The organism is Micromonospora sp. NBC_01655 (assembly GCF_026339755.1).
GTDB lineage: Bacteria > Actinomycetota > Actinomycetes > Mycobacteriales > Micromonosporaceae > Micromonospora.
The window spans coordinates 3,185,765-3,200,441 of the sequence record NZ_JAPEQF010000001.1 but is presented as its reverse complement, the minus strand read 5'-3'; the positions used below and the strand labels follow the sequence as shown (position 1 = coordinate 3,200,441).

Genomic DNA, 14,677 nt, shown 5'->3' with positions numbered 1-14,677 from the left:
CCCGCCGTGACCAGCATGATCACGGTGAAAAGGACTCACTGTGGCATACTTTCCCGAATTGTGGAGTCAATGCCGGATGGAGCGCGAGAGATGAATGTGGCCGATTCCCCGAACGAGTCGCCCAACCACGACATGATGGCGGAGAAGTGGCTGTCGGTCTGGGACGAATTGCACTCTTTCGAGGCGGACGGTCTTGTCGGGGGCGATGACACCCGACCGCGCTCTTATGTCGTCAGCATGTTCCCCTATCCTTCCGGCGACCTGCACATGGGCCACGCCGAGGTGTACTCCATCAGCGATGCAATTGCCCGCTACCTGCGGATGAGCGGCTTCAACGTCCTCAACCCGATCGGCTGGGACTCCCTCGGCCTGCCCGCCGAGAACGCCGCCTTCAAGCGCTCACTCGACCCCCGCGGATGGACCTATTCCAACATCGTTGTGCAGGCCGAGTCGTTCCGGCGACTGGGCATCTCGTTCGACTGGCGCACCCGCCTGCACACCTCGGATCCGTCCTACTACCGGTGGAACCAGTGGCTGTTCATCCGCATGTTCGAGGCCGGCCTCGCCTTCCGTAAGGAGGCGGCGGTCAACTGGTGCCCCAATGACCTCACCGTGCTCGCCAACGAGCAGGTCATCGGCGGGCGGTGCGAGCGCTGCGGCGCCGACGTCGTGCAGCGGGCCCTGACCCAGTGGTTCTTCCGCACCAGCGCGTACGCGCAGCGCATGCTCGACGACATGGCCCTGCTCGAAGGGTCCTGGCCGGCCGAGATCCTCGCGATGCAGCGCAACTGGATCGGCCGGTCGGTGGGCGCCCACATCGACTTCGCGGTCGGCTCCCGGACCGAGCCGGTCCGCGTCTTCACCACGCGCCCCGACACCCTGTTCGGCGCGACGTTCTTCGTGGTCGCCGTGGACTCGGCGCTCGCTGAGGAACTGTGCTCGCCGGAGCAGCGCGACGAGTTCGAGCGCTACCGCGCGCAGACCGCGACGGCAACCGAGATCGAACGACTGGCTACCGACCGGCCGAAGACTGGCGTCTTCCTCGGCCGGCACGCCGTCAACCCGATCAACGGGGAGCGCATCCCGGTCTACGCGGCCGACTACGTGCTCGCCGAATATGGTACGGGCGCCATCATGGCGGTGCCCGCACACGATCAGCGCGATCTCGACTTCGCCCGCGCGCTCGGCCTGCCGGTGCGCGTAGTCATCGAGACCGGCGCGGCGGACCCGGCCGAGACCGGTGTGGCCGCGGAGGGACCGGGCTTGCTGGTCAACTCCGGCCGATTCGACGGGTCGACGGTCGCTGACGGCGCAGCGGCCGTCATCGCCGCGCTAGAGGAGGCGGGCGCCGGCACGTCCGCCGTCACCTATCGGCTGCGCGACTGGCTGCTCTCGCGCCAGCGGTACTGGGGCACGCCGATCCCGATCATCCACTGCCCCGACTGCGGCCTCGTGCCGGTGCCGGATCAGGACCTCCCCTTGGAGTTGCCCACCGAGGGCTACCAGCTGCGCCCCGACGGCGGACGGTCGCCGTTGCAGAGCGCCGAGGACTGGGTACGCGTGCCGTGCCCGCAATGCGGCGGGCCAGCCGCCCGGGACACCGACACGATGGACACGTTCGTGGACTCGTCGTGGTATTTCCTGCGCTACCCGAACCCCGACTACACCGACGGCCCGTTCGACCCGGCCGGAGTGGCCCGATGGCTGCCCGTCGCCGAGTACATCGGCGGCAAGGAGCACGCGACCGGCCACCTGATGTACGCCCGCTTCATGACCAAGGCCCTGTACGACCTCGGCCTGGTGCCGTTCGTCGAGCCGTTCGCCAAGCTGATCAGCCAGGGCCAGGTGATCATGAATGGCAAGGCCATGAGCAAGACTCTGGGCAACCTGGTCGTGCTGCAGGAGCAGATCGCGCAACACGGGCCCGACGCCGTTCGCGTCACGATGCTGTTCGCCGGCCCCCCGGAGGACGACATCGACTGGGCCGACGTCTCGCTGACCGGATCAGTCAAGTGGCTCCGCCGCGTGCTGCGGCTGGCCGACGACGTCGCCACGGTGCCCGCCGGCGGCCCCGGCGACCAGGAACTGCGCCGCGCCGCACACCGGCTGGTCGCAGCGGCGACCGACGCCATGGACCATCGACGCCTCAACGTCGCCATCGCCCGGTTGATGGAGCTGACGAACCTGCTGCGCAAGGCGATCGACACCACGCCCGGCCCTGCCGACCCCGTCGTGCGGCAGAGCGCGGAGGCGCTGGTGCGGATGCTGTCGTGCTTCGCACCGTTCACGGCCGAGGAGGGCTGGCAGCGGCTGGGCCACGAGCCCTCGGTCGCCACCACGTCCTGGCCGCAGGCCGATCCCGACCTGCTGACGCAGCAGACGACGACCTGCGTCTTCCAGGTGGACGGCAAGGTGCGGGACACGGCCGAGGTGTCCACCGCCATCTCAGAGGACGAGCTGCGCGAACTCGCCCTGGCCTCGCCGCACGTACGCCGGGCCATCGGGGAGGCGCCGATCACCAAGGTCATCGTCCGGGCGCCACGGATCACGAACGTCGTCACCCGCGGCTGACCTAGGGGCCGGTGTCGACGTCAGCGTGGGCACCTGAGCTGCCCTGACGGAAATGGGTGAGGTCTCCGGTAGATGGTTCAGCGACCAAGCAGAACCTGAAGCCGGAGGCCTCGTGGCCACCCTAGCGGTGACGGGGCGGTTCGACCTGACCGATGTGCAGTGGGCGGCGCTGGAGCCGTTGCTGCCTGTGGGTAAGCGGCCAGGCCGACCGCCGTGATGGAGTGGGAGGCAGGTGGGCTTGCCCCCTGCTCCGTAGCGGGTGACAGTCATCGGCCGAACACCTTCCGCACCGCGTCGGCCAGCCGGACCCGACGCTCCTGCCGCGGTGCGGGTGGCCGGCCCCCCTACTTGTCGAACCAGAACACGGACGCACCGAGCGCTCCGGCAGGCCGCCGCGTGAGGCACGTCGTGCTCCCGCAGGACCACGGATCGTGTGAGGACAGCACGCCCCAGCGCCAGCTCGGCGTTCTCCGCCCGCAACCGCGTCAACTCCGTCCGCTCGTCTTCGGACACCCCACCAGCGGCTGCGGCTTCCCCTCGGGCCAGGCGGCTTCTCTTCACCCCGTTCGCGAGTGTGCCGTCGTTGATCCCCAGGTCACGAGCTGTCTGCGCGATCGACTTGCCGGTCTCCCCCACGATCCGCACCGCACCGCACCAACGCGGAAATCCGGATCGAACTGCCGTCTCGTTTCAGCCATGAACCTCTATCCCTCAGGTCCTGGCCGCCACGCTACGCGGGGAACCGCAGCCAGAGCGAGCATGGCGTGACGGCCTGGTTCCACTTGCGCCAGTGGGATCGCTGCTGCTGGGGTGGGTGTGGATCAAGTCGGCGAGGTGGTTCAGCGCCCGGGTGGACAGCGCGATCAAGGACGGGTAAGACAGCAACGAGCCTCCCGGCGGGGGCACCCTTCTTGGTCGATTGCTTGTCTTACCGGGAGCCTCACCTCAGCCCCACATCAGGGTCCCCGAGCCTCCTCCACCTGCACAACTAGTTGGAAAAACCTCACTGTCCGTATTCCAGATCGGCTCCATCACCGTGGCTCGTCCGGCGCCGCTACCCATGCCCGCCGCGAGACGAATGGCCAGCACGGCTGGGAATGTGCCGTTTAAGCGGTGGACCCGATTTTACCCACCTTTGAGAGAGACGGTGGCACATGAAAATGGTTGAACGAGGTCTGACGAACACCGAGTCAGTCGGCCAACGGATCCAGGCACTTCGACTTCGCGCCGGTTTGACGCAGCAGCAGCTCGCTTCGAAAGCCAACATCAGCCTGGGTGGACTGCGTGATCTCGAGCAGCACCGGGTCAGCCGACCGAGGGCAAACACATTGTACAGCATCGCGTCCGTGCTAGGGTTGTCGCCCGCTGAGGCGCGTGACCTGATCCAGGTCGGCCAGGACTATCCGCTGCTGGCCAGAGATTTGCAGATCAGGGTGCTGGGAATCCTGTCCGTCCGGGTCGACGGCATGTCGGTGACTTTCGGTTCGGAACCCCGGCGCATCCTGCTTGGCATGCTCGCCCTTTCGCCACGCGTGCCGGTCAGCATCGAGGCGCTGGTCGAGCAGGTGTACGGGCGCAGGCCCCCGCCGAAGGCGGGCGAGCTCGTGCGGTCCCAGGTGTCCCGTCTGCGGCGCAAGCTGCAGTCCACCCAGTCACCGGCGCGAACCAGTGACGTGCTGGTTTCGGCGGGCGGCGGGTACATGCTCACAGCCGATCACAGCCAGCTCGACCACCTTGCGTTCGAGCGTCTGGTGTCCCGTGCCCGCCGTGACCGGGACGCCGGGCGGCTGGAAGAGGCGTTCACCGTGTACCAGCAGGCGATCGGCTTGTGGCGCGGCCAGACGCTGGAGGACCTGCCGATGCTGCAGGTCCAGTCCGCGGTTGCGGCGCTGAACAGGCACCAGGAAATGGCCATCCTCGAGTACGCTGCCACGGCAAGCGCTCTGAACCGCCACGATGACGTGCTACCGGTGCTGTACCGGCTCATCGAGGCCAACCCGTTGCACGAGCCGGCGCACGCCCGGCTGATGGTCGCCCTCGCCGGGAGCGGACAGCAAGCCGCGGCGCTGCACGTGTTCATCGGGCTACGTGACCGGCTGGCCGGTGAGCTGGGGCTGGACCCCAGTCCTGACTTGCGTGACCTGCACCAGTCGATCCTGCGTGGCGAACTCGATGGTGTGAGCAACTTGCCATACTTGCCCTCGGCGCCTTCCAGGCAGACGGCCTTCACCGCACGGCCTGTGCCGACTCAGTTGCCGACCGCACCGCGCGGTTTCGTCGGCCGCGCCGAGTCCATCGCGCGGCTCGATGCCATCCTTACCGACGACCAGCACTCGACCGCGATAACGAGTGTGGCCATCTCCGGCACGGCAGGCGTGGGCAAGAGCGCACTCGCGGTGCATTGGGCCCGGCGCGTCGTGGAGCAGTTCCCTGACGGGCATCTGTACGCGAACCTCGGTGGGTTCGGTCCGGAGGCGGAGCCGGTGCCGCCGAGCGAGGTCCTGCCTGGCTTCATCGAGGCGCTCGGGGGCAGGCCCGAGCGTGTTCCCGCCGGACTCGCCGACCGGGCCAGCGCGTACCGCAGTCTGCTGGCGGGCAAACGGGTGCTCGTGGTGCTCGACAACGCCCGTGACGCCGACCAGGTCCGTCCGCTCCTGCCCGGCTCTCCGGGGTGTCACATCGTGGTGACGAGCCGTGATCCGCTGCTCGGGCTCGTCGCCACGGAAGCCACTCATCCGCTGAAACTCGACCTGCTGACCACAACCGAGGCGCGGGCGTTGTTGAGCACGCGGCTGGGAGCCGACCGGCTGGCGGCCGAGCCGCAGGCGACGGACCAACTGATCGCCCGGTGCGCTCAGCTGCCGCTCGCGCTGGCCGTGGTCGGTGCCAAGGCCGCCATCAACCCCACGCATCCCTTGGCCGCGCTGGCCGGTGAACTGGCGGATGGACGGATCCTGGACGCACTGCACGACGGCGACGCGTCGACCGATCTGCGAACGGTGTTCTCCTGGTCCTACCGCAATCTCAGTTCGGGAGCGGCGCGGTTGTTCGTCGAGCTGGGAGCGCGTTCACAGACGGAGATCGACCTTCCTGCCGTGGCCGCGGTCGCCGGTGGGTCCACGGATCACGTCCGCCGGTCGCTGGACGAACTCGTCCGTGCTCACCTGATCACGGAAGTCCTGCCTCGGCGGTACAGCATGCACACCCTGCTGCACGCGTACGCCGCCGAGTTGGCCGATGGCGCTCGGCTACGGGCGTGACGGCCGCGCGTCGAACGTGGCGGCAACTCCCGTAGTCGACCCGCCTACCGGCCGCGCCGATGGGCTTGACCAGCGCTGTTGGCCGGTACGGGTGATCGCGGTTATGTCCGCGTTCGGCCACGCACGCACACGATCATGAAACGCGTCAGTTCGATCACCGCGGTGGAAATCTCCACCGCCAGCGACCTACGCCGTGGAGGCCATGTGGACGTCAACTCCAGTCCCGCACCCGCACGTCCGCTTGGCGGATCGGGGCTCGCCGTCTTCCCCGTCGGCCTCGGGTGCATGGGCATGTCGCAGGACTACGGACCAGCCGACGACAACGAATCTCTTGCCACCGTCCGGCATGCGCTCGATCTCGGCGTGACGTTGATCGACACGTCCATGAGCTACGGCGCCGGTGACAACGAACGCCTCGTCGGCCAGGCCATCGCCGGCCGGCGGGACGAGGTGGTGCTGGCGACGAAGTTCGGCATCCTGCGGGAGGAGCGGGACGGTCCGGCACGGGTCTCGGCGCGGCCGGAGGACGTCGCCCGGTTCTGCGAGGCGTCGCTGTCCAGGTTGAACGTCGAGCACATCGACTTGTACTACCTGCACCGGGTGGATCCCGACGTGCCGATCGAGGAGACCGTCGGTGCGATGGGTGAACTGGTCAGCAAAGGAAAGGTGCGGTATCTCGGGGTCTCGGAGATCGGGCCGGAGGACCTCAAGCGCGCCGCTGCCACTCACCCGATCGCCGCGTTGCAGTACGAATGGTCCCTGTGGTGGCGCGACCCCGAGGACGACGTGGTGCCCGCCGCACGCGAACTCGGCATCGGGCTCGTCCCGTACAGCCCGCTCGGCCGGGGCTTCCTGACCGGCAACGACCTGCGGGCGGCGGATCTGACGGCCGGGGACGACCGTCATCTGGACCCGCGCCTGCATGGTGAGCACCTGGAGCGCAACCGCGCCGCCCTCGCGGACATGCGTGAGCTCGCGGCGGAGTCCGGCGTCACGCCTGCGCAACTCGCGCTCGCCTGGCTGCTGGCTCAAGGCGATGACATCGTGCCGATTCCCGGTACCCGCAGCCGGAATCGGGTCGCCGAGAACGTCAGGGCGGCGGCGCTGTCGTTGTCGGACACGGATCTGGCACGCCTGGAAGCCGTGGCGTCGCGGTCGGCGTGGTCCGGAGACCGGCAGACCTTCGCACCGCACCGCACGAGCCGGAGGGCCGCCGGAACGGAAGAGACCGTTGAGGGAACACAGCATGACAGTTGAAGTAGTGGAAACCGGTGGATCACGTCCGGTCGTCGAGAACCGGCGGACAAGTCCGGTGTGGTGCCACACGGAGTGGGATCCACTGGAAGAGGTGATCGTCGGAATTGTCGACGAGGCGCACTTCCCGCCTTGGCACGCCGCGCTTCCACCGGTGTTGCCTGCCGATCAGCACGACACCTTCCGGCGCGACGCGGGCAAGCCGTTTCCACCGGAGGCGGTCGCGGCGGCCAACCAGGAGCTCGACGAGTTCGTGCACATCCTGGAAAGCGAAGGGGTGACAGTCCGGCGGCCGGAGCCCATTCCCCAGAACGTCCCGTATCGCACCCTCGACTGGTCCAGCACAGGCATGTACGCGGCAATGCCGCGCGACGTCCTGCTGGTGGTCGGCGACGAGATCATCGAATGCCCGACCGCGTGGCGCTCCCGCTATTTCGAGACCCTCGCCTACCGGCCACTGCTCAAGGAGTACTTCCGGGGCGGTGCGAGGTGGAGCGCGGGTCCGAAGCCGGAGCTGAAGGACGAGCAGTACGACTCCACCTGGGCCGATCCGGGCGAGGACGGGCCACGGCGGCTGGTGGTGACCGAGTTCGAGCCGACCTTCGACGCGGCCGACTTCACGCGGTGCGGGCGCGACATCATCGCCCAGATGAGCAATGTCACCAACGCGTTCGGTATCGAATGGCTGAGCAGGCACCTCGGTGACGACTACCGGATCCATGTCTTCGAGTTCGACGACGCTCATCCGATGCACATCGACGCGACGCTGGTCCCCATGGCACCCGGCAAGGTGCTGATCAATCCGGAGCGGGTCCGGCGGGTGCCGGACCTGTTCAAGGGCTGGGACGTCATCCACGCGCCGAAGCCGATCATCCCGGACTCGCACCCGTTGTACATGACCAGCAAGTGGATCAACATGAACATCCTGATGCTGGACGAGGAACGGGTGGTCGTCGAGCGCCAGGACGAACCGATGATCTCGCTGCTGAAGAACTTTGGCTTCACGCCGATTCCGTGCAACTTTCGCAATTTCAACAGCTTTGGCGGCTCATTCCACTGTGCCACGTTGGACGTGCGCCGCCGGGGCGCTCTGCGATCGTACTTCTAGGAGGCCACGTGCGGGTGTGGAAAAACGCGCCGAAGGACGCGTTACTGCTCGGGTTCAGCGTGGCGCAGTTGGTTGTCATGCTGTGGCTGGCCACCGCGTGGGACGACGCGTCTCTCCCGTGGAAAGTCGTCTCGACGGCGGGCATCGCCGTGCTGATCTCCTACAACATCATCGTGGTGAGCCACTTGTTCACCCATGTGCCGTGGTTCGTGTCGGCACGGTTGAACGCGATGGTGTCGCTGATGAATTCGATCAACATCGGGCAGTCGGTGCAGGCGTACCAACTCACGCATGTACGCAACCACCACCGTTTCAACAACGATCAGATCGGACAGGACGGCGCGACGAAAGACCTCACGTCCACCTATCGCGACGGAAAGGACGGCGAACACACGCCGCTCCTGCGCTACGCGGTCGGGGGCGCGCTGAGCAGCCTGGCGAGCCGTGGCCGGGAGCTGTCCTATGTATACCGCCTGTGGCGAGTCGGCGACAACGAGGACGACCTGCTGTCACTCGCTTCCCGCCGCGAACCCCGGCGTGGCAGGGAACTGCTCCAGATACGTGCCGACCGGGCCGCGCACTGTCTGTCTCTCGTGCTGTTCGCGGGCATTTCGTGGCAGTGGGCTCTGCTGTCGTACCTGCCCGCGTTCTTCCTGGCGCTGACGATGGTGAACGTGCAGAACTACTACCGGCACTACGGGGCGGACCCCGATGATCGGGCGGCGGACTCGGTGAGCCACTACAGCCGCCTGTACAACAAGTTGACGTTCAACGACGGGTATCACCAGGAGCACCACCTCAGCCCGAACTCCCACTGGTCACAGTTGCCCGCGGTGCGAGAGAGGTTCCGCGACCGGCTTGACGGCAGAACACGCATCGTCAGCCCGGTGCCCGCGATGCTCGGTTTCCTCCATACCCGCCGCTCGCTGCTGCACCACGCCGGTGCAGGCGAGCAACGATGATCGCGACCGAGAACGGAGAAACCCGTGGACTACAACGCGACGGTGCCTCGGATCACGGGCAGTGCCCTGCCGCGTGACGGGTTTCGGGTGCACGAGACAGTCCGCGACGTGGACGTCGACGCCGTGTTCGACGTTCTGCGCGGCGATCTGGCCGCGTACCGGGTGCGGAACTTCGTTGGTCCCGCGGATTGCGCACGGATAGTCGAGAACTTCTGGGTCTCCGGCATGCGGACGCCACGGTATGGCGACGGTGAGGACGGCGTGGAAGGCTACATCGTCGGCGCCTCGCACATCGAAGTGACCACCGACGAGTACCTGTCCGAGGCCGCGCGGGTCGCGGACGCGGTGGCCGATCTCTATCGGAAGGCGACCAACCCGGTCGCCGGCTTCCGCGACCGTCTCGCCGGACAGGGCATGGTGCAGCGGGTCCGGGCGGCCACGCACAACGGCCGCGTCGCCGGTGACTCCAAGGCTGTGTGCTGGAACAAGACCGGCGCCTATCTGCTGATGCCGCACGACGATCTGGCTCAGCTCAGCGATCCGCTCCAGGCGGGTTTCGAGGTCCAGACCGTGCGGCGCGTAATGGCGGTGAACGTCTACCCGTACGTCCCTGTGGGAACAGGTCAGATCAAGCTGTGGAACCTTGAGCCTGATGATCCCAGCAGGGACCGCTTGGGGCTCACCCACAGCGGCTTTCCCTATCCGCCCGAACTGCTTGACGACTTTCCCAGCGTCGTGGTCCCTGCCGAAACCGGGGATCTGTGTGTCATCAACGGGAATCTCGTGCACGCGGTCCTCGGCGGATTGACTCCGGAGAGCGGCAGGCGTCTGCTGCTGACCTGCTTCACGGGCCTGACCGGGGACAACGAGCTCATCTGGTGGACCTGATGCACCGAGGAGGCAATTGTGCCTGACCCGACACAGCCCAGCGATGGTGCGCGGGACCTGGAGCGCTCGGCCAAGCTGAAGCGACTGATCAACGTCCGGTTACGGGCCACCGAGCAGGACTCCATGCGACGGCGGAACCCGGACTGCCCGGTGGCTTCCTATGCCCAGGAACGACTCTGGCTGACGGAACAGTTGATCGACGAGCACTCCGCGTACAACGTGCACCACGCGTTCTGCCTGCGCGGGCCGGTGAACGCCGTGGCGCTGGAACGCGCGGTCACCGAGGTCGTCCGGCGTCACGCCGTGCTCCGCACCGTATTCACCGAGCGGGACGGCGAGCTGGAGCTGAGCACGAAGACGGACTCCTGGCTGGACTTCGAGTACCGCGACCTCGTTGGGCACGATGGTGGTGCCGAAGAACTGTCACGGTTGGTCGATGGTTCTGCCTTTGGTGTGTTCGACCTGCGGGTCGGACCGTTGGTGCGCGGCCTGTTGGTACGGGTGGGTGTTGAGGAGTTCGCTTTCGTCTTCGTGGCCCATCACATCGTGGTCGACGGATGGTCGATGGGCGTCTTGTGGGACGAGTTGTCCCATGCGTACCGCGCGGCGGCCGGCGGCGAAGTCCCGGGTCTTCCGGAGGTGTCGCTGGAATACTCGGACTTCGCGTCGTGGCAACGGGAGTGGCTCGAAAGCGGTGTCGCAGAGCGACAGTTGGCGTACTGGCGGGAGCGGCTGGCCGGGTTGGTCACCACCGAGATCCCGGGGGATCGGTCTCGTCCGGTGGTGGGTTCCGGTCGGGGCGGCGTGGTGGATTTTGTGTTGCCGGAGGTGGTGGCCCGACGGTTGCGGGGTGTGGCGCGCGACTGCGGCGCGACGTTGTTCATGGTGATGCTGGCCGGCTGGTATGGGGTGTTGACGCGGTGGTGTGGGACGACCGACGTGGCCGTGGGCACTCCGGTCGCGGGCCGGAGCCGGGTAGAGCTTGAGCGGATGGTGGGGTTCTTCGTCAACACGTTGGTGCTGCGGGTAGATCTGGCTGGCGATCCGCGTTTCAGCGATCTGGTGAGGCGAGTGCGCGACGTGGCCGTGAGTGCGTACGCGCATCAGGATGTGCCGTTCGAGCGGCTGGTGGAACAGTTGGTCCGTCGACGCGAACCGGGCCGTACGCCCTTCTTCCAGGTGATGTTCTCGGTGGAGGACGGCGAGCCGGACGTTCCGCGATTGCCGGGCATAGCGGTGACCCCGATGCCACTGGGCGTCGACACCGCCAAGTTCGACCTCGGCGTCGGCGTACGAGTCGACGGCGACCGGATCATCGGCACCATCAACTACTCCGCGGACCTGTTCGACCGCGACACCGCACAACGCCTTGCCGCCCACTACACGACGTTGCTCACGGCAGCCGCCGCGTCACCCGGAGCACCGTTGAGTGCTCTTGGTCTTCTCTCGGCCGACGAGCGCGACCACCTGATCCAGCTCGGCACCGGTCCGGAAGCCGCCGAGACGCTGCCGTATCTGCATGAGGTCATCGCGGCACAAGCCCGCCGTGACGGTGAGTCGGTGGCCGTGGTCTGGGACGGCGGCGAACTGACGTACCGCGAGCTGGATCGTCAGGTCGAAGCCGTGCGCGAGTCGTTGGGCGACAACGGGATCGGGCCGGAGTCCGTGGTGGGCATCCTGATGGAACGTTCGCCCGCGGTCATTGTCTCGATGATCGCCGTCCTGGCGGCTGGTGGCGCGTTCGTCCTGATCGATCCGGCGTATCCGGTCAACCGGATAGAACGCATCGTGACTCTGTCCGGAGCCGAGGCCGTGGTGGTACGGGATGGCGTCCGGGCCGACGGACCACCCGCCTCGGTGACCGTGATCGACTTCGACTCGGCGGCGAACCGGCCTGTCGATCCCTCCGCGCGGACGGCAGGGCAACGTGCCGCGGATCCGGACACCCTGGCGTACCTCGCCTTCACGTCCGGCTCGACTGGTGAGCCCAAGGGCGTGATGATCACCCATCGGGGACTGTCCGGCATGATGCTGGACGTCTGCGACCGGCTGGAACTGACCCCACGTGACACCATGGGCGCCATCGCGTCCCAGGCGTCCGATGTGGTGATCGTGGAGCTGCTGGCTCCGTTGACGTGTGGCGCGCGGGTGGCCGTGCTGTCCCGTGAGGTCGCCGCGGACGGCGACCAGTTCGCGGCGGCGATCGATCGGTACCGGGTCACGGTCACGCACGCCTCCCCCGCGACCTCGTCGCTGCTCCCCGACGGGTGGAACTCCGCCGAACTGCGCATTTCCTCCGGTGGTGCGACGTTGCCCGGCGATCTCGCCCAGCGGCTGGTTCCGCGGGTGCACACGTTGTGGAACGTCTATGGCCCGGCCGAGGCCACCGTCTACACGACAATGCACACGGTGAAGGACAGCGCACCTGGCGTCCGGGTGCCCATCGGCCGTCCGATCCGGGGCGCCACGGTGCGGATCCTGGACGATCACGGCCAGTTGACGCCCATCAGCGTGCAGGGCGAGCTCGTCATCGGTGGACTCGGTGTGGCACGGGGCTATGTCGGCAGGCCAGGTCTCACCGCCGAACGTTTCGTGCCGGATCCCTATGGGCCGCCCGGCTCACGCGTGTACCGCACCGGCGACCTCGCGTCCTGGTCAGCAGACGGATCGCTGATGTACGGCGGCAGGCAGGACCACCAGGTCCAGCTCCACGGACACCGGGTCGAACTGGGCGAGATCGAAGCCGCATTGTCCGCGCATCCCGCTGTCGCCCATGCGGTGGTGGCCGTACGCGGCGAGGAACGGGATCCCGAACTGGCCGGATACGTGGTCTGGCAGCCAGGATCGCGGGCGGCCTGGTCGGAACTCCGCGCCCACCTACGGGTGACCCTGCCCGATCACATGGTTCCCACCGTGTTCGCGACACTGGACCGTCTCCCGCTGACGCCGACCGGCAAGGTGGACCGGGCGGCGCTTCCCGACGTCGTGCGCAACCGGCCCGAGCGGACCTACGTCCCGCCCCGCGACGACATCGGAAAACTGGTCGCCGGCGTGTGGGAACGGGAACTCGAGGTCGACCGGGTGGGGCTCGACGACGACTTCTTCGAGCTCGGCGGGCACTCCCTGCGGGCGGCCAGGGTGGTGTCGAGGCTCCGGCAGACGCTGCGGATCGAGCTGGCGATGAAAACACTCTTCGAGTTCCCGGTGCTGGCCGGATTCGTCGACGCCGTCAAGGGCGCGGGCCGAGAAGCACAGTCGGAGATACCCAAGCGCCCCGACGACGTCCAGGCCAGGCTTTCCGCGTCGCAGCTGCGACTCTGGTTCCTCTACAACCTGGACCCGAACCGTCGCGACTACAACAGTTACGTCGCGTTGCGACTGTCCGGAGCGCTCGACGAGCAGGCTTTCGCCGACTCTCTGTCGTATCTCGTCACCCGTCACGAGATCCTCCGTTCACGCATCCACGGCCGGGACGACAACCCGTCGCTGATCACCTTGCCACCGGGCTCCTTCCGCACCGAGGTGGTCGACCTGAGCGGAGTCGAACCCGAGCGGCTGGACGCGGACCTGTCGCGGCTGGTCGACGGCTGCGCTTTCGACGTGTTCGACCTGCGGGCCGGGCCACTGGTGCGGGGTCTCCTGGTACGTACAGGCGTTGAGGACTTCGTCTTCGTCTTCGCGGCGCATCATGTGGCGGTCGACGCCTGGTCGATGGAGATCCTGTGGGATGAGTTGTCGCGGGTGTACGGGGTGGTGGCTGACGGCGGGGTGCCGGATCTGCCGGACGTGTCGGTGCGGTACTCGGATTTCGCCTACTGGCAGCGGGACTGGTTGGACAGCGGGGTCGCCGAACGGCAGCTGGCGTACTGGCGGGGGCAGCTGGCCGGATTGGTGACGGCACGAGTCCCGGCCGACCGGCCCCGCCCGATCACGGATTCCGGCCGGGGCGGCGTGGTGGATTTCTCCGTGCCGGACGTCGTGGCCGCACGTCTGCGCGGGGTGGCCCGCGAATGCGGGGCAACGCTGTTCATGGTGATGCTGGCCGGATGGTGTGGAGTATTGGCACGGTGGTGCGGGACGACCGACGTGGCCGTGGGCACTCCGGTCGCGGGCCGCAACCGGGTGGAGATCGAGCGGACGGTGGGGTTCTTCGTCAACACGCTGGTGTTGCGAATGGACCTGTCCGGCGATCCGGATTTCACCGAGCTGGTCAGGAGGGCACGAGACGTGGCGCTGGACGCGTACGCCAACCAGGACGTCCCGTTCGAGCGGTTGGTCGAGCGGCTCACTCCACGACGGGAACCGGGCCGCACACCCTTCTTCCAAGTGATGTTCTCCGCCGCGGAAGGCGGACCGAGCGTTCCTGAGCTGCCTGGCCTGAAGGTGAGCCCCATGCCACTGGGCGCTGAGCCTGCCAAGTTCGACCTCGCCGTCGGCGTCCGAATCGACGACGGCCGGATCGCAGGCGCCATCACCTACTCCGCCGACCTGTTCGATCACGGAACCGCACGACGGCTCGCCGACCACTACACGACTTTGCTCACGGCAGCAGCCGCGGCGCCCAACAAGCCGCTGAACGCTTTCCACGGCACCCCAGCACCTTCTTCCGCGGAACCGATGTGATCAGGATGGAG

7 protein-coding genes and 1 pseudogene are annotated in these 14,677 nt (G+C 67.4%); all 8 read left to right on the top strand.

The window, feature by feature from the left end; genetic code table 11:
- Positions 1-15 precede the first annotated feature (15 nt).
- Positions 16-2,571 (top strand): leucine--tRNA ligase, encoded by a 2,556-nt coding sequence (gene leuS, locus OOK41_RS15020; RefSeq protein ID WP_266267834.1) that lies wholly within the window; start codon positions 16-18, stop codon positions 2,569-2,571.
- Between the two features lie 1,154 nt (positions 2,572-3,725).
- Positions 3,726-3,893 (top strand): annotated as a pseudogene (locus tag OOK41_RS15015) (helix-turn-helix domain-containing protein); the annotation flags it as partial.
- 6 nt (positions 3,894-3,899) lie between these two features.
- Positions 3,900-5,831, top strand: coding sequence for an AfsR/SARP family transcriptional regulator (locus tag OOK41_RS15010; protein ID WP_266267833.1), 1,932 nt, complete (start codon positions 3,900-3,902; stop codon positions 5,829-5,831).
- A 135-nt stretch (positions 5,832-5,966) separates the two neighbouring features.
- Positions 5,967-7,088, top strand: coding sequence for an aldo/keto reductase (locus OOK41_RS15005; protein ID WP_117670148.1), 1,122 nt, complete (start codon positions 5,967-5,969; stop codon positions 7,086-7,088).
- Entirely contained in the window at positions 7,078-8,193 is a 1,116-nt protein-coding gene (locus tag OOK41_RS15000; protein ID WP_266265489.1) for an amidinotransferase, read from the top strand. Before OOK41_RS15005 ends, OOK41_RS15000 begins: the two co-directional genes overlap by 11 nt.
- A gap of 8 nt (positions 8,194-8,201) precedes the next feature.
- Positions 8,202-9,155, top strand: coding sequence for a fatty acid desaturase (locus OOK41_RS14995; RefSeq protein WP_266265486.1), 954 nt, complete (start codon positions 8,202-8,204; stop codon positions 9,153-9,155).
- 24 nt (positions 9,156-9,179) lie between these two features.
- Positions 9,180-10,043, top strand: a complete 864-nt coding sequence (locus tag OOK41_RS14990; RefSeq protein ID WP_266265485.1) for a hypothetical protein — start codon at positions 9,180-9,182, stop codon at positions 10,041-10,043.
- Between the two features lie 18 nt (positions 10,044-10,061).
- The gene (locus tag OOK41_RS14985; RefSeq protein WP_266265483.1) at positions 10,062-14,666 is read left to right on the top strand and encodes a non-ribosomal peptide synthetase; all 4,605 of its coding nucleotides are present in this window, start codon (positions 10,062-10,064) and stop codon (positions 14,664-14,666) included.
- Positions 14,667-14,677: the final 11 nt, after the last annotated feature.

What these genes read in the sequence shown, in the direction of transcription:
- leuS (WP_266267834.1), top strand. Translation starts at nt 16, where the DNA reads ATGATCACGGTGAAAAGGACTCACTGTGGCATACTTTCCCGAATTGTG.
- OOK41_RS15005 (WP_117670148.1), top strand. Translation starts at nt 5,967, where the DNA reads ATGAAACGCGTCAGTTCGATCACCGCGGTGGAAATCTCCACCGCCAGC.
- OOK41_RS15000 (WP_266265489.1), top strand. Translation starts at nt 7,078, where the DNA reads ATGACAGTTGAAGTAGTGGAAACCGGTGGATCACGTCCGGTCGTCGAG.